This window comes from Pseudomonas sp. 10B238 (assembly GCF_000970615.1).
Taxonomy (GTDB): Bacteria; Pseudomonadota; Gammaproteobacteria; order Pseudomonadales; family Pseudomonadaceae; genus Stutzerimonas.
In genome coordinates, this window is sequence record NZ_KQ033933.1 from 289623 (window position 1) to 311497 (window position 21875).

19 protein-coding genes are annotated in these 21875 nt (G+C 63.4%); 15 read left to right on the plus strand and 4 right to left on the minus strand.

From position 1 onward, the window contains the following. The first annotated feature begins 11 nt into the window (after positions 1-11). From RT21_RS12935 to RT21_RS12955, 5 genes are all read left to right on the plus strand, one after another. A complete protein-coding gene (locus RT21_RS12935; RefSeq protein ID WP_046163035.1) occupies positions 12-374 on the plus strand; it encodes a DUF4810 domain-containing protein in 363 nt (120 codons plus the stop codon). 9 nt (positions 375-383) lie between these two features. Beyond that, positions 384-1061 (plus strand): DUF799 domain-containing protein, encoded by a 678-nt coding sequence (locus tag RT21_RS12940; protein ID WP_046163065.1) that lies wholly within the window; start codon positions 384-386, stop codon positions 1059-1061. Between the two features lie 243 nt (positions 1062-1304). Further along, complete coding sequence (locus RT21_RS12945; RefSeq protein WP_046163036.1) at positions 1305-1880, plus strand: antibiotic biosynthesis monooxygenase; 576 nt, start codon at positions 1305-1307, stop codon at positions 1878-1880. Between the two features lie 229 nt (positions 1881-2109). After that, positions 2110-3186, plus strand: coding sequence for an ABC transporter substrate-binding protein (locus tag RT21_RS12950; RefSeq protein WP_046163066.1), 1077 nt, complete (start codon positions 2110-2112; stop codon positions 3184-3186). Then, positions 3173-5545 carry a putative bifunctional diguanylate cyclase/phosphodiesterase gene (locus RT21_RS12955; RefSeq protein ID WP_046163037.1) on the plus strand — a complete coding sequence of 791 codons (2373 nt, stop codon included), beginning with the start codon at positions 3173-3175 and terminating at the stop codon, positions 5543-5545. Before RT21_RS12950 ends, RT21_RS12955 begins: the two co-directional genes overlap by 14 nt. A gap of 117 nt (positions 5546-5662) precedes the next feature. On the opposite strand, the gene RT21_RS12960 is transcribed toward RT21_RS12955, so the two are convergent. Further along, complete coding sequence (locus RT21_RS12960) at positions 5663-7066, minus strand: sigma-54-dependent transcriptional regulator (protein ID WP_046163038.1); 1404 nt, start codon at positions 7064-7066, stop codon at positions 5663-5665. Beyond that, positions 7053-8540, minus strand: coding sequence for an ATP-binding protein (locus tag RT21_RS12965; RefSeq protein ID WP_046163039.1), 1488 nt, complete (start codon positions 8538-8540; stop codon positions 7053-7055). The genes RT21_RS12960 and RT21_RS12965 overlap by 14 nt, the downstream gene beginning before the upstream one ends. A 151-nt stretch (positions 8541-8691) precedes the next feature. Here RT21_RS12965 and RT21_RS12970 point away from each other — a divergent pair, with 151 nt between their 5' ends. After that, positions 8692-9084 carry a DUF4168 domain-containing protein gene (locus RT21_RS12970; protein WP_046163040.1) on the plus strand — a complete coding sequence of 131 codons (393 nt, stop codon included), beginning with the start codon at positions 8692-8694 and terminating at the stop codon, positions 9082-9084. Positions 9085-9157: 73 nt separating this feature from the next. Here RT21_RS12970 and RT21_RS12975 read toward each other — a convergent pair whose 3' ends face one another. Then, positions 9158-9616 carry a YehS family protein gene (locus tag RT21_RS12975; RefSeq protein WP_045431342.1) on the minus strand — a complete coding sequence of 153 codons (459 nt, stop codon included), beginning with the start codon at positions 9614-9616 and terminating at the stop codon, positions 9158-9160. A gap of 292 nt (positions 9617-9908) precedes the next feature. On the opposite strand from RT21_RS12975, the gene RT21_RS12980 reads away from it, so the two are divergent. The 3 genes from RT21_RS12980 to RT21_RS12990 all read left to right on the plus strand — a co-directional run bounded on the left by RT21_RS12980 (position 9909) and on the right by RT21_RS12990 (position 15481). Next, positions 9909-10637: a carbonic anhydrase gene (locus RT21_RS12980; protein ID WP_046163041.1), complete on the plus strand. Its 729-nt coding sequence runs from the start codon at positions 9909-9911 to the stop codon at positions 10635-10637. A 164-nt stretch (positions 10638-10801) separates the two neighbouring features. Further along, positions 10802-12421 carry an NAD(P)/FAD-dependent oxidoreductase gene (locus RT21_RS12985; RefSeq protein ID WP_046163042.1) on the plus strand — a complete coding sequence of 540 codons (1620 nt, stop codon included), beginning with the start codon at positions 10802-10804 and terminating at the stop codon, positions 12419-12421. A gap of 240 nt (positions 12422-12661) precedes the next feature. Next, a complete protein-coding gene (locus RT21_RS12990; RefSeq protein WP_046163043.1) occupies positions 12662-15481 on the plus strand; it encodes an AsmA family protein in 2820 nt (939 codons plus the stop codon). 455 nt (positions 15482-15936) lie between these two features. On the opposite strand, the gene RT21_RS12995 is transcribed toward RT21_RS12990, so the two are convergent. Then, complete coding sequence (locus tag RT21_RS12995) at positions 15937-16905, minus strand: helix-turn-helix transcriptional regulator (RefSeq protein ID WP_046163044.1); 969 nt, start codon at positions 16903-16905, stop codon at positions 15937-15939. Between the two features lie 172 nt (positions 16906-17077). Between RT21_RS12995 and RT21_RS13000 the strand changes: the two genes are divergently transcribed. The 6 genes from RT21_RS13000 to RT21_RS23835 all read left to right on the plus strand — a co-directional run bounded on the left by RT21_RS13000 (position 17078) and on the right by RT21_RS23835 (position 21844). Then, a complete protein-coding gene (locus RT21_RS13000) occupies positions 17078-19216 on the plus strand; it encodes a TonB-dependent siderophore receptor (RefSeq protein WP_046163045.1) in 2139 nt (712 codons plus the stop codon). A gap of 54 nt (positions 19217-19270) precedes the next feature. Continuing rightward, positions 19271-19588 carry a DUF2218 domain-containing protein gene (locus RT21_RS13005; RefSeq protein WP_046163046.1) on the plus strand — a complete coding sequence of 106 codons (318 nt, stop codon included), beginning with the start codon at positions 19271-19273 and terminating at the stop codon, positions 19586-19588. Then, a complete protein-coding gene (locus RT21_RS13010) occupies positions 19585-20526 on the plus strand; it encodes an alpha/beta hydrolase (RefSeq protein WP_045431363.1) in 942 nt (313 codons plus the stop codon). The genes RT21_RS13005 and RT21_RS13010 overlap by 4 nt, the downstream gene beginning before the upstream one ends. A gap of 104 nt (positions 20527-20630) precedes the next feature. Next, the gene (locus RT21_RS13015; protein ID WP_045431366.1) at positions 20631-21077 is read left to right on the plus strand and encodes a DUF2147 domain-containing protein; all 447 of its coding nucleotides are present in this window, start codon (positions 20631-20633) and stop codon (positions 21075-21077) included. A gap of 103 nt (positions 21078-21180) precedes the next feature. Next, positions 21181-21408 (plus strand): serine hydrolase, encoded by a 228-nt coding sequence (locus RT21_RS23830; RefSeq protein ID WP_052724750.1) that lies wholly within the window; start codon positions 21181-21183, stop codon positions 21406-21408. Between the two features lie 103 nt (positions 21409-21511). Further along, positions 21512-21844 carry a hypothetical protein gene (locus tag RT21_RS23835; protein WP_052649230.1) on the plus strand — a complete coding sequence of 111 codons (333 nt, stop codon included), beginning with the start codon at positions 21512-21514 and terminating at the stop codon, positions 21842-21844. The last annotated feature ends 31 nt before the right edge of the window (positions 21845-21875 follow it).

Here is a 21875-nt window from a genome sequence, read left to right on the forward strand (position 1 = left end):
GGAAGAGCCACATGAAACTGAACCTACGCCATGGCGCGGCCGTCGCCGGCTTGTTGTCGACCTTTTTGCTGACTGGTTGCGCAGGCAACCAGACCCCGCCGCTATATCACTGGGACGGCTATCAACAGCAGGTCTACGAACACTTCAAACATGAAACCGGCCCGCAAGAGCAAATCGCGGAACTTGAGGCCAGCCTCCAGAAAGCACGGTCTGCAGACCGCTCCCCGCCGCCCGGTTTCCACGCACATCTAGGCATGCTCTATGCCGAGATCGGCAAAGCCGACCAGGTCCGCCAGCAATTCGAAACCGAAAAAGCCCTGTTCCCGGAGTCCGCGGCGTACATGGACTTCCTCATGCGCAACGTAGCGGAGTAAGCAGTCATGATGCGTTTTAATTCCTTCAAGACCTTACTAGTGCTCGCCGCCGTCGCCCTGACAACCGGCTGCGCCACGCAGCAGACCCCATACGATTACAGCGCATTCGAGCGAAACAACCCGTCTTCGATTCTGGTGCTGCCTCCGATCAACAGCTCACCGGACATCAAGGCCAGCTACAGCGTGCTGTCGCAGGTTACCGCTCCGCTAGCGGAAGCCGGCTACTACGTGTTGCCGGTCGCAGTGGTCGACGAAACCTTCAAGCAGAACGGGCTGATGAACGCCGACGAAATGCACACGGCACCGCCAGCCAAGCTGCGCGAGATCTTCGGCGCGGATGCCGCCCTGTACATCGAAGTCAGCCGTTACGGCAGCAGTTACAAGGTGCTGACCAGCGAAGTAGCGGTTGAGGCCAGCGGCAAACTGATCGATCTGCGCAGCGGTGACCTGCTCTGGCAAGGCAGTGCGCTTGCCAGCACTGCCGAGAACCAGAACAACTCCGGGGGCGGCCTGGTGGGGATGCTGGTCAGCGCCGCTGTCAATCAAGTGCTCAACAGCCTGACCGATCGCAGCCATGACGTAGCTGGCATTGCCAGCGGTCGCCTCCTCAGCACGCAACGCTACGGCGGAATTCTCAACGGCCCCCGCTCGCCTTTCTACAAGCAAGCCCGACTGGCTAATCGCTGAGCAGCCCGGCTGCGGCTAACAGGCCGCAGCCGCTTGCACCATCCGCGACGCATACGCCTCTTCCAAGTGCAGTAAATCTCCGTATAGTGCGCCGTCGTCCCGGCTATGCCGACCTCACGCGGTCTGGCGCTGTCTGACGACCAGGGCATGATCCTTGCCTGACTAAGTTCGTAGCCCAACACCCCGGCGCTGCGTTTGCCGAATGCCCTATCCGGGTGGCCGGCCTGATGCTGGAGATACACAATGTCTACCCAACCCGTCACCCTGATGGTGGCCCGCCGCGTGCGCGATGGCCGCTACCACGACCTCCTCGCCTGGCTGCACGAAGGCGAACAGTTGGCCGCGGACTTTCCCGGCTATCTCGGCTCCGGCGTCCTGGCGCCCCCGCCTGGCGACGACGAATTTCAGATTGTCTTCCGCTTCGCCGATGAGCAAACACTCGATTCCTGGGAGCATTCGGCATCGCGCCGAGCGTGGCTGCAGCGCGGCGGCGAGCTCTTCGGTCAACCCCACGAGCAACGCGCCCGAGGTATCGACGCCTGGTTTGGCGGCGCTGATAGCCCTCCACCACCGCGCTGGAAGCAGAGCGTGGCGATCTGGCTGGCATTCTTTCCGGTCTCGCTGCTGTTCAACATGGTCTTTGGCGGGATGCTCGGCGAGCTGAGTCTGGTGATGCGAATACTGCTCAGCACCCTGGCCCTGACGCCGCTGATGACTTACTTGTTCATCCCCCTGTCCACGAAGCTATTAGCACCCTGGCTGCAGAGCTCGTCACGCCCTCGGGTAGCACCAGGAAAACAACCGATCACCGCCCGCTGATCGGACCGGCATGGCCCAAGGTTACAAATTTGTTGCCGTCATTCGCCTGGCGCCATTAAAGTGCCAGTACTGGCTGTCGATAAGATGACTGACTGGTCGCGCATCAGCGTGCCCGCTCAACACATCGCATTCTTCCATTACAGCCAGAGACCCAGTCGGGGCGACCTGCAGTAACAGGGGTCACCGCGACGGTCCCGAAAAGGACATGCCGTAGCGGATGGACAGCCTGATGAATAACCATAAAACACCTTTCCGGGCTCGCAGCGCACTGCTGGCGGTGACCTGCCTGTTGTTTCCGTCGACCGCCCCGTATGCGGGGCAAACCCTGAACCTGCTGAACTGGGAGGAGTACCTCAGCGAAGCGGTCATCGACCGCTGGGAAGCCGAAACGGGGATCAAGATCGAGCAGGTGTACTTCGACAGCGGTGACAAGCGCGACGAAGTACTGGCCAAACCCGACCATCTGATCGACATTGCCCTGACCGAGCTGATCAGCTCATCTCGCTTCGGCCAACGCGGGCTGCTCGATCCGATCGACGAGCAAGCACTCCCCAATCTCAAGCATGTTCCCCAGCGTTGGCGTGACAGCTGTGGCGCGCACAGCATCCCTTACCTATGGGGCACACTCGGCATCGCCTATCGGACCGACCGCCTGCCCAACGCGCCGCAATCCTGGGCGGATCTGCTCGAGCCGGCCAATCGCGACGAGCCGCACATCATCATGATGGAGGACCACGAAGACATCCTCGCTGGCCCGCTATTGCACCAGGGGCACTCGATCAACACCTCGAGTAATGACGAGCTGAAGGCGGCCTTCGAGCTACTGCAGGCACAATCTCCTGCCGTACTGACCTACGAGTACGTGATCACGTCATTACGCAGCCAGCGTTACCTCGACAAGGCCGACATGGCCCTGGCCTACAGCGGTGATCAGCAGGTGCTCAATGAAGTCGAAGGTGTCGAGGGCGAACCTTGGCGTTACATGGTGCCCGAGGAAGGCACGCTGCTCTGGGTGGACTGCCTGTCCATACCGGCCAAGGGTACGCAGAAAGCATTGGCCTATCGCTTCCTGAATTTCCTCAACAATCCGAAGATTGCGGCGCTGAACAGCGCTGAGCTCGGCGTCGCCACCACAAACGCTGCCGCCAAGGCACTGCTGCCTGAGGAAATACGCCAGGACCCGACCATCTACCCACCCGAAGCGGTGTTGCAGAACAGCCAGGTGTACGAGACGCGGCCATCGGAAGCGACGCAGACACGGCGACGCATCATCAGCGCCTTGATCAACGCCCATGAGGCTCGGTAAACGCGCACTGCTGGTGATCTTTCCGGTCATTCTGATCGTCCAGCTGCTCGCCGCCACGACCGCCTACATGACCCAGCGCGCATCGCTGCTGGGTCTGGAGCAGGCGCGTCTGGCGCAACGACTGTCGGCCTTGAAGTCGGCGTTTCTGGATTACCAGGCATTCAATCGCAGCGCGCTGTATTCGATTACCGATAGCGAAGCGCTGCTGTTGTTCCTGCGCGAGTCGGACACCGCCTACCGCAACGACACCCTGGGCCTGCGCATCCAGCAGAGCATCCGCTCGCTCTCCAGTGCTCGTCTGTCGTTCGTTTCCTTCGCGATCGTCGAGCCGGGCGGCGAGGTCGCCTATTATTTCGAAAGCAGCCTGTCACCGTTCGCCAGGATGAATGCCACCCAGCAGCGGATCGTAAGAGAGGCCAAGCAGGCCGCCGAAACCGACGAAATGATCTACGTGGAAAACGCCGAAGGCGGGCCGCTGCTGCTGGACACCGATTTCATCCTGCCGGCCTCGGCCACCCGGCCGTTGCCCAGCCAACGCGAAGAAGCTTTTACCCTGCAATTGGCCGTGCGGCCGGAGCAGTTCATCGCCCTGAAGAACCAGCTTGAGGCCGACTACGGCGCTGTGGTGGAGATTGCCCCGACACCGAGCACGGCAAGGTCGCGCCTGGCCGCCGAAGTCGAGCTGTCGGGTTCATTGAGGGCGAGGCTGACGCCCCCTCCGCAATACCTTGCCGAGCGCTTGCGCAAACTCAGCCTCGCCTTCCTGATCGGCGGCTCGCTGATCTGCCTGATCACCAGCGGCCTGTTGCTGTTGTTGATTCGCCGCTACGTCACCGGCCCCATCAGCCATCTCGATAAGCAGCTCACCGACCTGCTGCGGTGCAAGCGTACGGCGCTCGACGAGCCCACCGACGGCGGCGAGATCGGCCGCCTGACGCTGAACATGAAGACGTTGCACGAGCGCAACACCGAGGCCCTGCAGCGCATTCAGGAAATCTCCTGGACCGACAGCCTGACTCACATCAGCAACCGCGCCCACTTCGGCATCTTGGCGGCAGCCATGCATGAAAAGTGCGAGCAAGGCGGACAACGGCTGGCCCTGCTGTTCCTCGACCTGGACAACTTCAAACAGGTCAACGATCAGCACGGCCATGACGCCGGCGATACGCTATTGCGGATCTTTGCCCTGCGTGTACAGGGCACGCTGGATCGCCATTGCGAGGCCCATCCGGCTACCGAAACAGCCTTTGCGCGGCTGTCCGGTGACGAGTTCGCCGTCCTGCTGTTGTCGCCAGCCGGAAGCGACAGCTTGCCCGAACTCACTGATGCGTTGCTCGGCCTGTGCCGCGGCGGCTTCAGTGTGGAGGATCGTCTTTATCAGGTCAGCGTCAGCATTGGCACCGCCCGTTATCCCGAGGATGCCGCCTCGATCACCCAGCTGCTGACACGCGCCGACACCGCGATGTATCAGGCCAAGGCCCTAGGCAAAAACTTCGCGGTCGCTTTTTCGGCGGAGCTGGAGCAACGCGACCAGCGCATCCGTGTAATCGAGGAACAGTTACGTACGCTCGATGGCGACGAACAATTCCGCCTGGTGTATATGCCCGCAGTGGATCGTGAAGGCGCAGTGGTCAGCTGCGAGGCACTGCTGCGCTGGCATTCCCCGCTGCTGGGCACGGTCTCGCCCGGCGAATTCATTCCCATCGCCGAGCGTGCTGGCCTGTTTCCGAAAATCGATAGCTGGGTCATCGATCACGCATTGGCCGGTTATCCGCAACTGGTCAGGCTGTTCGGTGAGGGTGTCATCCTGGCGATCAACGTGTCATCGGCGCAACTGGACGATGACCGCCTGTGCAGCTACCTGGCTGAGCGCGCCGCACATTACGACATCTGCACCAGCCGCATCGAGATCGAGCTCACCGAGACCTACGCCACCGAGCTCTGCAGCAACACCATGGCGGCGGTGCATGCGATCCGGATGGCCGGGTTCCGTGTTGCCATCGACGATTTTGGGGTCGGTTACACCTCGATCCAGCAGCTGCTCGAATACCCGGCCGATACCATCAAACTGGACATGGCGATCGTCGAGCGACTGACCCGCCCGGAGATGCAGCAGAGCCTGACGGCGATCGTTGCGTTCTGTCAGGCCCAAGGCAAACGGGTGAATGCCGAGGGTGTCGACAGCCTGGAGAAACAATCCGCACTGTTGCAGGCCGGCTGCGATCTGTTCCAGGGCTACCTGATCTCGCCGCCGCGTTCGGTCACGGCATTGGCAGAGTGGGTGGCGGTGCGCAATCTGTCCCAGGCCGAACTGCGCCTGGAGCAATTGCCGCCGCGCACCGCTGTACAGCTCAGCTAGCCCCCCACCGATCAACTCGTCTGGTGCCGCGCAAACTGTTCTCGCTCAGGCGCAGTGTCTGTCTGCTGGAGCAGAGGCGGCCGCCACCGCCGCTTTCCGGCGACCGGCTCGGCGGGATCAACCGTTGTCGTCCTGCTCCTGCTCGCCCAGACGCCGATAAAGCGTCCGCCGGCCGATGCCTAGCAGTGCAGCGGCGCGGCGCTTGTTGCCCTCGACCCGCTCCAGCACGTGGCGGATATAGCGCATTTCCAGCTCGTCCAGTGTTGGCAGCAGGGGCCCGTCGATCATGGCCCCGAGCAGGTCATCGGAACGCGCTTCGGGTGCGCTCTGCTGGTAACCAGCGATGCGCGTCGGCAAGTGTTCCAGCTCGATGCTGCGGCCATGACAAAAGGTCACGGCACGCTCCATGGCGTTCTGCAATTCGCGCACGTTACCGGGAAATGGATAGCGCCTGAGCTGCTCCAGCGCTGCCTGCGACAGGCCCCGCACCGGCCGGCTGTCCCGCGCAGCGAAATGCGCGACGAAGCCGGCGGCAAGCAACTCACGGTCTTCTTCGCGATCGCGTAGCGGCGGAACCGGCAGGATGAAGGTCTCCAGACGGAAGAACAGGTCCTCGCGGAACGACTCGCGGCCAGCGGCGGTTTCCAGGGGGCGGTTACTGGCGGCGATGATGCGTACGTCCACGCTCAGCTCGCGCTCGCCGCCCACCGGACGGATGGTGCCTTCCTGCAGCACGCGCAGCAGCTTGGCTTGCAGCGGCAGCGGCATTTCGCCGATCTCGTCGAGGAACAGGGTGCCGCCATCGGCTTGCTGGAACAGCCCCTTGTGGGCGCGGCTGGCACCGGTAAAGGCCCCGGCAGCGTGTCCGAAGAATTCGCTTTCCAGCAGCTCAGCGGGCAGCCCGGCACAGTTGATCGCCAGAAACGGTCGCTGTGCCCGCTCGCTCTCGGCGTGAACGGCACGGGCCACCAGCTCCTTGCCGGTCCCGCTCTCGCCGATGACGAGCACGGGGCCGGCGGCCCGCGCCAGCTGACGGATCTGGTCGAACAGCTCGCGCATTACCCGGCTGCGGCCGAGCATGCCGTGGAAACGGTCGTCGCTGAGCAATTGCTGGAAACGCCGCACCTCGTCCCGCAGGTGCCGGGTTTCCAATGCGCGCGAGACCGCGAGCCCCAGATGATCCAGGTCCAGCGGCTTGGTCAGGAATTCGTCCGCCCCCTCTTTCAGCGCGGCGACCGCCTGCTGAATGCTGCCGAACGCGGTGATCACCAGAAACGCCGGTGCCGCCTGCATGGCCTTGACCCTGCGCAGCAGCCACATGCCATCGGCGCCCGGCAGGCGCAGGTCGCTCACCACTAGGTCCGGCTCCCAGCCATCCAGCCGCGTCAGGGCCTCTTCCGCGGTTGCCACAGCCTGCACCTGCAGCGCGCGGTCTTCCAGCTCCTCTACCAGCAGCTGGCGCAGGCTGTCGTCATCCTCCACCACCAGAACTCGCTGGGGCGCACTGTCATCCGTTTGCATTGCCCTGCTCCTCATCGGCCAGCGCCAGCGAAATACGAAAAGCCGCACCGCCCAGCGATCCCTGAACCAGTTCGATACGCCCACCACACTCGGCAACGACGCCGTGCGCTACCGCCAGTCCCAAGCCACTGCCCTTGCCCACCGCCTTGGTGGTGAAGAAGGGCTCGAACAAAGCCGCGCGGTGCTCTTCGGCAACGCCCGGACCGTCATCTTCGACCTGAAACAACAGCCTGTCGGCTTCTGCCCACCAGCGCAGGACCACCTGCCCGCCCGGGCTGGCCTGCGCCGCGTTGCGCAGCAGATTGGTCAATGCCTGCTCGAACCGCGGCGGGTCGACCTCGCAGTGCAGCGGATCAGGCGGGGCCTGGAGCTGCAGCCGGACATCGAGGGCCGTTAGCTCGTCGGCGACCGCCGCGGCGGCCGAATGGGCGAGCACATCAGCTGGCATGCGGCGCGGCGGCCGCCCCGCCGCGCGACCGAAGTCCAGCAGCTGACGGACGATGCCGCTCAGGCGCTGCACCTGGCTACGGATCTGCAGCAGCCCCTTGCGCGGGCCATCCTCCAGGCTCTCGCTGCGTAATATGCGCTGGGCCTTGCCATCGATCACGCTCAGCGGACTACCCAACTCATGAGCGACGCCCGCCGCGAGTCGGCCCACGGCGGCGAGCTGCTGGGACCGTCGCAGGCGCGCCTCGAGTTCCGCCTCGCGGGCCTTCTGCTCGGCCATGCGCTGTTCGGCATCGGCAATGCTGTCGAGCATCTGGTTCAGCGCCCGGCCAAGGACGGCAATTTCCTGCGGGCCGCTGCGCGGGGCACGGTGCTTGCGCTCCCCAGCCGCAACCCGAGCCATGCTCTGCGTCAGTTCGCGCAGATGCCGGCCGATAGCCGACCAGTGCCCGAGCAGGACGATGCAAACGGCCGCCAGTGCCAGCACCGCCGCGCAGATGCCAGCAATCACCCGCAGCTGCCGGGTGTCACGCTCGAAATCGTTCCAGCGGCGGGTGACCTGCAACAGCCCGTTGATGCGCCCACCGCTCTGCTCCAACGGCAGGAAGTAGGAATAGACCTCACGCCCACGGATGCGCTGATAGCCGCCACGGCGTTTACCGTCAGCGGTCAGCTGCTGGATCGAGGACTGGTCCTGGTCCGGCTCGATAGCACCGGCGAAGGCCACCAGCGCCCCCTGATCGTCGTACAGGTAGGCGCCATAGACACGGCCGACACCGAGTACAGACTCGAGCACCTGTTGTGCGGTCCGGTCGTGCTGCTTTTCCAGGCTGTCGCTGAGTGGCAGCCGCACGGCGCGGGCTACCAGTTCGACCTCCTCCTGCAAACGCCGCTCGCTGTTGCGCTCGACCGTCCACAGCAACAGGTAACTGAAGCCGAGCATGATCGCGACGAGAGGAATTACCACCTTGAGGAGCAACGCCCCGCGCAACGTCGAGGTTCGCTGCCAAACTGCTACATGTGCCATTCTGGCACCATACACACCGCCCATCTGACCGTCGAGGCGAACGGGACGGATGGTCGGATCTCTATGAAATCAGGCAGTTAGGGACAGTAGCGGTGAGTGGCATGGCTGATGCTAAGGCTTGTTCGCCTTTTCCACTATCAGGACTACCACCATGATCAAGTTCAATACTCGCCTCGTGTCCACCAGCCTGTTTGCCCTGTTCATGGCAGCCGGTGCCTCCCTGGCTTCCGCTCAGGAAGCTAGCCAGCCACAAGCCCCTCAAGCAGCGCCGGCGATGCAAGCGTCGGACATCAGCGACAAGAAGCTGGAAAAGTTTGCCGACTCGCTGGGTGAAATCATGGAGATTCGCCAGGACTTTACCGCCAAGCTGGAGAAGACCGGAGACCCGGCCGAAGCCCAACAGCTGCAGCAGCAGGCCAACGAAAAGATGATGGAGACAGTTGAAAACAACAACCTGAGCATCGAGGAATACAACGCCATCAACCAGGCGGTGCAGAATAATCCTCAGCTGCGTGACAAGGTCATCTCGATGATCCAGAGCTAACGCTCGGCGATACGAAAAAGCCCCGTCGATAACGGGGCTTTTTCATGCCTGACGGCTCTACAGGCGAGCTTGCTCAGTTGCTGCGCTGCGCCAGCCCCTTGAGAAAGTTACGCAGCAGCTGGTCGCCGCACGCTCGGTAGTTGCTGTGTCCAGCCTTACGGAACAATGCGTTGAGTTCGGGCTTGGATACGGGGAAGTCGACCGATTGAAGAATCGCGTGCATGTCGTCTTCCTTCAATTCGAAGGCCACACGCAATTTTTTCAGCACTGTGTTGTTGGTCACCGGCAATTCGATGGGTGGAATCGGCCGACTCTCATCCTTGCCGCGCTTGTAGATCACGAGGCCATCGAGAAAGTGCGCCATGATCCGATCCGGACAGGGTTTGAAGCCTTCCTCGTCTTCCTTCGCCAGGTAAGACACCGCCTCGCTATCGGGAATTTCGCAACCCGTCAGCCGAGTGATCTCGGCGATCTTGGCGTCATTGACGTTGAGGATGTAGCGCAGGCTGCGCATCACATCGTTATTGATCATGGGGTCGCTCCGGCTTCAATACATATACAAGGCGCGCATGGTGAAGTTCGCCAACCGGAAAGGGAAGCGAAAAGCGCATCGCCCATCCGACGCCCAACCGCACCCCGTCGGATTAAAAGAACGCCGCCTGGATTGAGACGACAAAAAAGAATGACGCCTGGGTCGCTGGGCCAGCATTCGGAACGCTTGCTCAGCAAGCTTCTTTTTTACAGCGTGTAACCACACGCCAGGCAGGAGCCGCATAACCAGACGGCAGACATCGCCGTCGTCCTATGAAGTCGAGGAACTTGTCATGAAATTTGCCCCTTCGCTCGCCACTCTGTTCTTCTGCAGCCATGCGCTGGCAGTCACGCCGGGCACGAATTGGGAATACGCGGGTGAAACAGGCCCGGAGAACTGGGCGAAGCTCACGCCCGAGTTCAACGCCTGCAGCGGCAAGAACCAGTCGCCCGTCAACCTGGACGGTTTCGTCGAAGCCGAACTGGAGCCGTTGATGGTCAGTTATGCCGCCGGCGCGAGCGAAGTCGTCAATAGCGGTCATACCGTCCAGGTCGCCTACAAACCCGGAAGCACCCTTACATTGGATGGAAAGACCTTTCAGCTGATCCAGTTTCACTTCCACATGCCCAGTGAAAACCAGATAAAGGGGCAGTCTTACCCGCTGGAAGGCCATCTGGTACATGCCGACGAAGCAGGCAACCTGGCGGTGGTGGCGCTGATGTTCAAGGAGGGCGAGCAGAATCCGGTACTGGCGAAACTCTGGGACAGCTTGCCCGCAGAGGGCGACACGCAACCGATCCCCACTGCGGTGAATATCCGAGACATGTTGCCGGCGGATCTGGATTACTACCGCTTCAGCGGCTCGCTCACCACGCCGCCCTGCTCCGAAGGGGTTCGCTGGCTGGTGCTCAAGCAACCGGTCGTGGCCTCGAGCGCACAGATTCAGGCCCTGACTGATGCTGTAGGCGAGGCCAACAACCGTCCGCTGCAGCCCGTCAATGCGCGGGTAATCCTGCAGTAAACCAACCGAGCCGACCGGCTGCCGCCCGCGATGGCCGGCTCGCTCCCTTCGTTCCAGGCTCATGACAGCCTGCCCCGCCGCGGCTACACTGCGCGCCGCGCGAACTGCCCAGGTTCGCCGCGCCGCCACCTTACCTCTGCCGGGGCTACCGGCCAGGACCTGTCATGATTCGCATCAACGAACTGCAACTGCCCCTCGATCACCCCGCTGAGGCCTTGCGCCAGGCCATCGTCACGCGCCTGAAAATCAGCGACACCGAACTGCTCGACTTCACCGTCTTCAAGCGCAGCTACGACGCGCGTAAGAAGAACAGCGAGATCACCTTCGTTTACATCATCGACGTCAGCGTGACCGACGAAGCGAAGGTGCTCGAACGTCTGGCTGACGACCGCAACATCCGCGTCTCGCCGGACACAGGCTACTACCCGGTCGGCCAGGCGCCCGAGGGGCTGGAGGAGCGTCCGCTGGTGATCGGCTTCGGCCCCTGCGGCCTGTTCGCCGCGCTGACCCTGGCGCAGATGGGCTTCAAGCCGATCGTACTGGAGCGCGGCCGTGACGTGCGCAGCCGCACCAAGGACACCTGGGCGCTGTGGCGCAAGAAGGTGCTGAGCCCGGAATCCAACGTGCAATTCGGCGAGGGCGGTGCCGGCCTCTTCTCCGACGGCAAGCTCTACAGCCAGATCAAGGACCCGAAGTTCTACGGTCGCAAGGTGATGCACGAGTTCGTCCGCGCCGGCGCGCCGGAAGAGATCATGTTCGTCAGCAAGCCGCACATCGGTACCTTCCGCCTGACCGGCGTGGTCTCGACCATGCGCGAGGAAATCAAGGCGCTGGGCGGCGAAGTGCGCTTCGACAGCCGCGTGGTCGACTTCATCATCGAGGACGGCCGCATCCAGGGCGTGCGCCTGGGGGATGCCGAAGAAATCCGCAGCCGCTATGTGGTGCTCGCCCTCGGTCACAGCTCGCGCGACACCTTCCGCATCTTGCATGAGCGCGGCGTCTATATCGAAGCCAAGCCCTTCGCCGTAGGCTTTCGCATCGAGCACCCGCAATCGCTCATCGACAATGCCCGCCTGGGCAAGTACGCCGGGCATCCAGAGCTGGGCGCCGCTGACTACAAGCTGGTCTACCACGCCAAGAACGGCCGGGCGGTCTACAGCTTCTGCATGTGCCCGGGAGGCACCGTGGTGGCGGCCACGTCCGAGCCCAACCGGGTGGTCACGAATGGCATGAGCCAGTATTCGCGCAACGAGCGCAACGCCAATGCCGGCATCGTCGTCGGTATCAACCCGGAAGAGGACTTCCCCGGCGGCCCGCTGGCGGGCGTCGAGTTGCAGGAACGCCTCGAATCGCACGCCTTCGAACTGGGCGGCAGCGACTATTGCGCACCCGGCCAACTGGTCGGCGATTTCATCCGCGGTCGTGCGTCCAGCGAATTCGGCGAAGTCGAACCCTCCTACAAGCCGGGCGTGCGGCTGGGCGATCTGGCGCCATCGCTGCCCGGCTACGTGATCGAGGCTATCCGTGAAGCCCTACCGGCGTTCGGCAAGCAGATCCGCGACTTCGACCGCCCCGACGCGATCCTCACCGGTATCGAAACGCGCACCTCTTCACCAGTGCGGATCAAGCGCGACAACGAGAACCTGCAAAGCATCAACACCCGCGGCCTGTACCCCGCTGGCGAGGGCGCCGGGTACGCCGGTGGCATCCTCTCGGCCGGTGTCGACGGCATCAAGGTCGCCGAAGCGGTGGCGACTGCGATGCTGGCCGACCTGCAGGGTTAACCTCCTTTCAAGCACGGACGACGGCGACGCCGTTCGTCCGTCTCTGCGGCTTGCCCTCGCGCCTATCTCACCTGTCTTTCGTCGCTTCTGCGGGACTCGCCGCTGTTGCCTATGGCCGTGCCTGGGAAATTTGCAGTGATCTTTTCCGCCCGGTAAGGGGTCGACACTTTCACAGGGCTGCATCCGACTGCAGCTGACCCTCACGTATCGCGCACGAGCGAAACCGGATCAGGAGGCAACGTGGCGAAGGCAGCGAAAATCTTTGGAATCGTGCTGGCGGGCCTGGTGCTGCTCGTGGTGATTGCAGCAGTGCTGGTGCAAACGCAGTGGGCACGGGAAAAGATCGAAGCCCAACTGAGCCAGCGTCTGGATGGTCGCGAGGTAGAGATCGGAAACCTCGACATCGATTGGGGGTTTCCGCTGGGGATCAGCGTAAGCAATGTTGAAATAGCCAACCCCGAGTGGGCCAAACACCCCTATATGCTCAAGCTTGATGCGATGCAGGCAGAGATCGATGTCGGTGCGCTCCTGACTGGCAACCTCAGCCTGCAATTGCTCGAGCTCGAACAGCCTGAGGTTCATCTGGCCCGGCAGGCGGATGGCCGCTCCAACTGGGCCGCGTTGACAAGCGAAGACAGCTCCAGCGACAGCAGCTTGCCCATCCAGCCCGATACCATCCGCATCCAGAACGGGCGACTCACCTATCGCGACGCCGCGCTGGACGCCGAGGTCACCCTTGATATCGCCACAACCGATAACGGCCCGGACCAGCGACAGCTCTCCATCGAAGGCCAGGGGAGCGTGCAGAGCAAACCACTGCAACTGAGCCTGACTGGCGGGCCACCTTCCCAGGCGTTGGCCAGCGGTGCGCCCTATGCGGTTGAGCTCGACGCGCAACTGGGTGATATCCAGGCGCACTTCAACGGTGAAGCCAAGCAACTGCCGCAGCTCGATACCCTGCAAGGAAAGCTGACGGTGAGCGCGCCGGACTCGGCCGAGCTGATGGCCTTCGATAATCCGGCCATCGACGTTCCGGCATTCGACTTCAATACTCAGCTCAAGCGAGATGGGCAGCGCTGGGCGCTGCAAGACGTGGATCTGAAGACCGGCGAAAGTCACCTCACCGGCTCGCTGATCCTGGAGCGCGGCGAAACCCCGGAGTTGAACGTGCACATGCAAGGCAACCGGCTCGACCTCAATCGGTGGGGCGTGATGCGCTTGCTTAACGCCAAGCAGGACAGCACTCAATCGAAAGCAAAGGGTGACAAGCAATCGTTGCAACAGCGTGCCCAGAATCTGCTGCAGCCGTTGCGTCGCTATCGCGGCGAGGTCGACCTCAGCCTGGATCAGCTCCTCTATGGCGATGCCGCGCTGAGCGACATCGTGCTCAAGGGCAGCCTGGCAGAGCAGCGCTTACAGATCGAGCAACTGCACGCCGAGCAAGGCGACGGGTCGATCAGCGCCAACGGCTCGCTTGATCTGACCAAGGATTCACTGAGCGGAACGGTCGATCTCTCCGTCGAGGCGCTGGACCTGGGCCGCGCGCTTGAGCCGCTGGGCTACCCGAAGCTGGGCACGTTGGACGGTGAGTTGCATGCGCAGCTGGGGCAGAACTCAGCCCGCCTGAGCGACACGCACCTGAGCTATACAAACCCCGCTCGCGACCTGCGGATCGAAGTGGACGCCACCTCCACGGACTCTGGGCTGCATGTGACGGGCGAGGCCTGGCGCAACGAGGTGCCGCTGCAGTTTGAACTTGATGTCGGTGCGCTGGAAGCCTTGTTCGACGATCAACCCTATCCCGTCGAAGGTACGGTGACGTCGCGCGAAAGCAGGCTGAGCGTGAATGGCACCATCACCGATCCGTTGCAGTTGGAGGCGGCGGATCTCGCGATTTCGCTCGAGGGTCCGAACCCGGCGAACCTCAACCCGCTCACAGGCCTGAGCCTGCCTTCGCTGGCAGGCTACCAGCTGCGCGGCCAGCTTCTCTGGGAAGATCAGCAGTTGCGGCTGCAGGATCTGCGTGCGCAGTGGGGCCAGAGCGACCTCAGCGGCGACGTTCGCCTCGACCTCAGCGGTCGCCCCATGCTATGGGCCAATCTGCATTCAGACACCCTCTATACCTCTGACCTTAAAGCGCCCGGCACGCCGACCGACCCCACTGACGGGCAAATGTTTTCCGATGAACCGCTTGGACTCGATGCGTTACGCGACCGCGACGCCATCGTCCGCTACGAGGCGGTCCAGGTGATCGCTAAAGACATTCCCCTGAACGCTGTCGACTTCAAAGTCGAGCTGGACGAAGGCGTTCTGGTGACTGAACCCTTGAAGCTCGCCATCGGCAAAGGAAAAGCCAATGGCCGCCTGCGTCTGGACGTACGTCCACCGCAACCGACGGGTGAACTGCATCTGGATATCACCAGCGTCAATCTGTCCCCTGTCCTACGCGAGGCTGACCTTCCGCAGGTAGCGCAGGATTCGGCCGGGACCATTGGCGGCCAGCTGGACCTGAACTTCAAAGGACACTCCCTGGGCGAGATGGCGGCTGCACTCGATGGCAAGCTGGAACTTGCGATGTCTGGCGGGAAGCTGGATATGCTCGCCATGGAATTGCTCGGCCTGGATGCAGGGGAAGCTGCGCTGGCCGCGCTCGCTGACGACGATCAGGTGCCAATGAACTGCACCTATCTGCGTTTCGACTCGACAGATGGCATAGCGAAGCTGGAGCAGTTCTTCATCAGCACCACCGACAGCAACATCACTGGCGGGGGCACCATCAAGCTCGACAGCGAACGCCTAAACCTGGCATTCGAAGCGCATGCCAAGGACATCAGCCTGTTTTCCGGCAACTCACCTGTGGAACTGCAGGGCACCTTGAGCAACCCGCAGGTCAGCGTGGTGACCGGCGAATTGGCAGCCCGTGCCGTCGCCAGTGTTGTCGGTGCCTTGGTAGCGCCGCCGTTGGCCATCCTGCCTTGGCTGGAGGCTGGACTCGGAGAAGGCTCTGGGGTCGGCTGCCGTAAGGCGCTCAATGAATTCGAACAGGGCACAGGGCCTTGAGATAACCCGGTGGCACGGATCAGTGATGCCCCTGCCGTCAACCCGCCCACCGTGGCACCAGTCTGCAGTTGCTCGAACGCGGCCTGGGTGCGTAGCACAACGTCGTCATCGGTCTGGCGTCTGTATGTCATGTAAAGCTGCGTGAATGTGTTGGGGTGAAGACGCGCTGGACCTCGCTTACGTCGAGGCCCGCGGCTTCGCACAGTGCAATTATGCTCGGCCTTTAGCTTTTCGTAGTTGTGCTCGTACTTACTGCTCGACTGCAGGTGCCCGATGGCGAAGCGTTTGTCTATCAGATGCTGCTCGCCGACGTGGTCCTTTACGGTAGCAATCTGACACTTACGCGCATCTGGAATGTCCCGCATAACTCATCGCGAAGCGCAATGGTCTTATCGTTCTCCATGTCGCTCATGGAGCCGATACATTCATCACCGAGCAGGTCGGTTACCAAGCGCTTAGACCCTCGCCCGTACCTGCCGCGGGGTGATGCCGAAATGGCGCTTGAATGCCGTGGCGAAGTTAGCGGGACTGTTATAACCGGCGCGCCAGGCGGCCTCGTTTACGCTGGCACCTTCGCGCTCCAATGCTTCCCGCGCCAGCTGCAGCCGGCGGGCACGCTGGTACTCGAACACGGTCATGCCCTTGAACAGGCGAAACTGCCGTTGCAGCGTGGTGGCATTGACGCCCACGTCCCGGGCGATGCGCTCCAGCGTCCAGTCGTCGGCCTCACCGCTGTCGAGGAGCGCAAGGAGGCGTTGCAGACGGCGGTACTCCTGCGGACGCAGGCCCTGTTCCGCCGACGCCGAGCCATCACCCAGGCTGATCAGTGCCTCGCAGGCGATGTCCAGCGCGCGGCTTTCCAGGTACAGCCCCTGAAGCAGCGGGTCATAGCCGGGCGGGTTGAGCATCTGCTCGGCCAGCGTCAGCAGCCGCGCCGAGGGCTTCCAGATGCGCGGTACGAGATGGCTATCCATGAAGTGGCGAATCGCGCCATCGCTCGAGGCGACACCCTCTCCACGCCCTTCGAGCCATTCCGGCGTCAGGCTCACCACCAGCTTGCGGATATGACTGCCGCGGCGCGCCTGGCGGCGGAAGAGCACTGGCTCGTTCATCGAAACCGCCACGCCCTCGGGCGCTCGCTGAGACGCCGACTGACCGAGCGTCAGCGACAGCTCGCCATAGCTGACCCGGCTCTGGCCCTGCAGAAAAAGCACGAACGATACCCGCGGGCCAACCACGTTTTCGGTGACGAAATCCTGCAGCTCTTCGCAATCGGACCAGTGCAGCGACAGGCCATCCCGCAGCTGCGCCCACTTCACCCGGCCGTAGAGCAGGCGGTCGTCATCCTCGTTGGACAGGCGCAGCCCCGGCCTACTCATGGCCGGCAACTCATCGCCACGAATGATGTGATCAGCTTGATTCATGCGGCGCTGCGCCTCGAACTGACGGGATTGCAAAGCAAATGTTCGGCCCCGCAAAGGTTCGCGAAGCGGCTGGGTGGCAGACTACGCGCCGACATCTTTTGATGCAAATCATTATCATTAAGTAGCGCGAACGTTTGCCAACTCGTCGCCGCCGCTGCGACAGGAGCCGCCCATGGACAGAATTCTCCGCACCTCAAGCCTCAGGCCATTGCTGCTCGCCGGCCTGCTCGCCCCGTTTCCGTTGAGCGCCCTGGCGCAGAGCGTCGCCGCCCAGGCCGAACCGGTGCAGCTGGAGAGCATCACCGTAGAAGGCAACCGCCTGTACGACATGCCGTCCTCGGAGCAAAGCGGCGGCTACACCGTGCCGGCCGCCACCGTCGGCACCAAGACGCCGGCCGAACTGCGCGACATTCCGCAGTCGATCAGCGTGTACACCAGCGATTACATCCGCGACCGCCAGTTCGTGAACCTGGATGATCTGGCCAAGTACTCCACCGGCCTGCGCACCCTGACCAACGACAGCGGTCGCTCGTCGATCTATGCGCGCGGCTACGAGTACGACGAATTCAACATCGATGGCCTGCCCGCCCCGATGGCCAGCATCAACGGTACGCTGCCGTCGCTGTCACCGTTCGATCGGGTCGAGGTCATGCGCGGGCCGTCCGGGCTGTTCAACAGCACCAGCGAGATGGGCGGCATCGTCAACATGGTGCGCAAGCGCCCGACCCGCGAATTCCAGGGCAGCCTGACCGGGCGCTACGGCAGCTGGGACACCAATTATCTGGAAGCCGACCTGTCCGGGCCGCTCGACGACCAGGGGCGCGTGCGCGGCCGTACGGTGATTTCCCGCGCCGACACCAACGGCGAAGTCGACTACAACACCAACACCAGCGAGAGCTTCTACGGCGCGCTGGACATCGACCTGTCCGACGCGACCGTCATGTCCTTCGGGCTGATCCACCAGACCAAGGACATCCTCCCGCACAACGGCTATCCGGCCGCCATCGACGGCAGCCTGGAAGACTTCAGCCGCTCGACCTACCTGGGCGCCGACTGGGGTGATTTCGACAGCCGCGGCACCGACGTCGTCGCCGAGCTGACCCATCGCTTCGACAATGGCGGCTACGGTCGCGTGGCGGTGCGCGGCTCCAGGCGCGCGACCGATTACCTCTATGCCTTCACCGCGCGCAACGTCAACAGCGGCGCGACCAGCCTGGCCTACACCGCCCGCGATCTGGAGCAGGACACCCTCGCCGTCGATGCCAACTACAGCCAGCCGTTCGAGCTGCTCGGGCAGGTCAGCGAGTTCGTCATCGGCAGCGATTTCAAACGCTACGAGACCGAGTACGCGGACGCCCGCGGCAATCTCGGCGCCATCGACGTCGCCAGCTACCGGCCGGGCGACACCAGCAAGCCGAACGTCACCTTCGGCACACCGACCGAAACCGATGAGCGCGAAGCCGGCCTCTACGCCAAGCTGACCTTCCGCCCGATCCAGCGCCTGGCGCTGATCGGTGGCGCGCGGGTCAGCAGCTTCGAAGGCGAGAACAGCAGCGCCACGCAGGATGTGCGCGAGTCCGGCTATGTCACGCCCTACGGCGGCCTGGTGTTCGATCTGGATGACCAGCACTCCCTCTACGCCAGCTACTCGCAGGTATTCAAGCCGCAGAGCGAGGCCGGTGCCGACGGCCGCATCATCGACCCGCGCGAAGGCGAGCAGTACGAGGTGGGCATCAAGGGCAGCTATTTCGGCGGCGACCTGAACGCGCGCATCACCGCCTTCCAGCTCACCGACGAGAACCGCGCGACCGGCGCCATCGAGGACAGCGGCGCGCCGATCAGCGGCGTCTACGAGGCCACCGGCAAGACCCGCATCCGCGGTGGCGAACTGGAAATCAGCGGCTACCTGACCCCTGACTGGGAAGTGCTGGCCGGCTACACCTACATGAAGACCGAGAACCTGGCCGGTGACGACAACGCGCTCTTCGCGCTGATGCCCCAGCACCAGGCCTCGCTGTGGACCAAGTACACCCTGCCCGGCGGTTCCCTGCGTGGCCTGGGGATCGGTGGTGGCGTGACCGCGATGAGCGACTACTACATCGAACGCGCCGGCAGCCCGCGCCTCAGCGCTCCAGGATATGCAGTGGTGGATGCCAAGCTGTCCTACCCGATCACCGACAAGCTGACCGGCACCTTCGACGTGAACAACCTGCTCGACCGCAAATACGTTTCGCGGGTTGGCAGCGTCGGCACCTTCAACTTCTACGGCCCGTCGCGCAGCTTCACGGTGGGCGCCCGTTACGAGTTCTGATCCACCTGGCCGCCTGCGCCCGTAGGCGTCGGCGGCTGACTTCCGGAGATCACCATGCCCCAGTTTCACGCCCAGGTGGCGACATCCCGCGCGTCACGCAACATGATGCGACTGTGCAAACACTTCGCGCACAAGGCCGAAGTCCAGCTGGACGAACGTCAGGCGCAGGTCGAATTCGCCTTCGGCCAGTGCCGGATGTTCGCCGATGACGAGCGACTGCTGATCGACTGCCAGGCCGAGGCCGGCGAGGCGGAAAAGCGCCTGCGCTTCGTCATCGACGACCACCTCCATCGCTTCTCGGGCGAGGAAGCACTGAAGGTGAACTGGCTGGACGGGCCGCTACCGCCAGGCCACAGGCAGGTCGAGCAATGAAAGGCGCCCTGCTGGTAGGTCTGGGGCTTGCCGCCGTACAGGCACACGCCGGGGAAGAAGCGGGCTGGCAGCCGGTTCGGCTGCCGCACAGCAGCCAGCATGACCTGCATTCACAACGCACCGGCAGGGGCTACCGCATCTTCGTCTCCGAGCCGCGACATGCGCCACCGCCGGGCGGGTATCCGGTGCTCTATGTGCTGGATGGTAACGCCCTGTTTCCGGGACTGGCGATGCAGGCCCAGGCGCTGGAGGATCGACCCGACCCAAGCCTGCGCGATTCGGTACTGGTGGTTGGCATCGGCTACCCCGGCGAGGCTCTGTACGACTTCAAGGCGCGCGCCGAGGATTACACGCCCAAGGCCGAGGATCGCCAGCGCCTGCCGGGCCGCGAACCGCCACCATCGGGCGGTGCCGATGACTTTCTGGGCTTTATCGAGCACGAACTCAAACCGCTGATCGCCAGCCGCTACCCGGTAGACGCCCGACGGCAGACCCTGTTCGGCCATTCCTACGGCGGCCTGTTCACCCTCTACACACTGGTCACCAAGCCGCAGACATTTCAGGGCTATGTCGCCGCCAGTCCGTCGATCTGGTGGTACAGGGGCTACGTCGAACGCACGCTCGAAGCGTTCGAACAGCAGCTCGCGGACCAGCCTGTCGCCGCACGCCTGCTGGTCACCGCTGGCGGTGCCGAAGAGCCCGCGGCGGATGCCGCCATGGACGACCCGCGCCAGCGCCATATGGCCGAGCGGCGCATGGTCGGCAATGCCCGGGATCTGGTCGACCGTCTGCAGCGGCTGTCGAGCCAGGGCCTGCACAGCGAATTCCAGCTGTTCCTGAGGGCCAACCACGGCACCAACGCTGCACACAGCTCGGTCGTGGCACTGGCGTTGGCGGCCGCGATCGGGCGCCAGCCATCCCGCGATCAGGACGACTGAGGATGGCGAAAGCGACGAGAACCAACCGGTCAGCCGGCCAGGGCCAGCGCAGGCAAAGGCCCGGTGCTACAGTCGGCGCTGCCTTTTCCGTCACTGGAGACACCATGCGTCCTCTTTTCAATGCCCTGCTGCTGGCCCTGCCACTCTCGCTCTCGTCACTGGCCTTCGCCGCCGAATCGCCTGCCGGCCGCTGGCAGACCATCGACGACGAAACCGGCAAGCCCAAGTCCATCGTCGAAATCCAGCAGGCCGCTGACGGCACGCTGAGCGGCAAAGTCGCCGAAATTCTCAAGTCGGATCACGGACCGAACCCGGTCTGCAGCGAATGCGACGGCGAGCGCAAGGATCAGCCCATCACCGGCATGACCATCCTCTGGGACCTCAAGCCGAACGGTGAACAGGCCTGGAGCGACGGCACCATCCTCGACCCGGCCAAGGGCAAGACCTACCGCGCCAAGGCCAAGCTGCTCGAAGGCGGCGACAAGCTGGAAGTCCGCGGCTACATCGGCATCGAGGCGCTGGGCCGTACGCAGACCTGGATTCGCCAGTAACCCCGCTCGGCATCCGAGAGCCGGGCCACCGCCCGGCTCCCGGATTGCACGTTGGCGCCAGGCCAGGGTCTAACCCTGATCATCACCCAGCGTGGTGAGATCCTTGCCGAGCGCGGGTACCGCGGGGCACCGCACGACCACGCCGAGCAACATCAAATCCGCCTCCAAGTCGGTGATTTCCGCACTGGTCGGCATCGCCATCGCCAAGGGCGTCATCGAGAGCGTCGAACAACCCATCGCCGGCCTGCTGAAAAGCGACCTTCCGAGCAAGCCCGATCCGCGCCTGCAGCAGGTGACTGTGGGCAACCTGCTGAGCATGCAGCCGGGCTAGGCTCCCCCTCCGGGCGCAACTACGGCGCCTGGGTGGCGAGGCGAGTCGCAACTGGGTTCGCGCCGCGCTGGCACGCCCGTTCGAGGCCGACCCTGGCACGGCGATGATCTATTCGACGGGCTCCAGCCATCTGCTCTCGGCAACCCTTACGTGCCGCACCGGCAAATCCACATTGCAGGCGCCACTCGACGGCTTCGCCATCAGCGCCTGGACGCGCGACCCGCAGGGCATCTACCTGGGCGGAAACGAGATGGCGATGACGCCACGCTCGCTGCTGGCCTTCAGCGTATACCGCCGCGGTGGGCTCAGCGCATCCGGAGAGCGTTTGTTGTCGCAGGACTGGATAAAGCTTCCTGGACACCCCACACCCGCTCGCGCTACACCGGGCTCGGCTACGGCTATGGCTGGTTCATCACCGTCGAGCGCTTTTCTGTAGCCCAAAGACAAACCCCCGATCCTCTTACGAA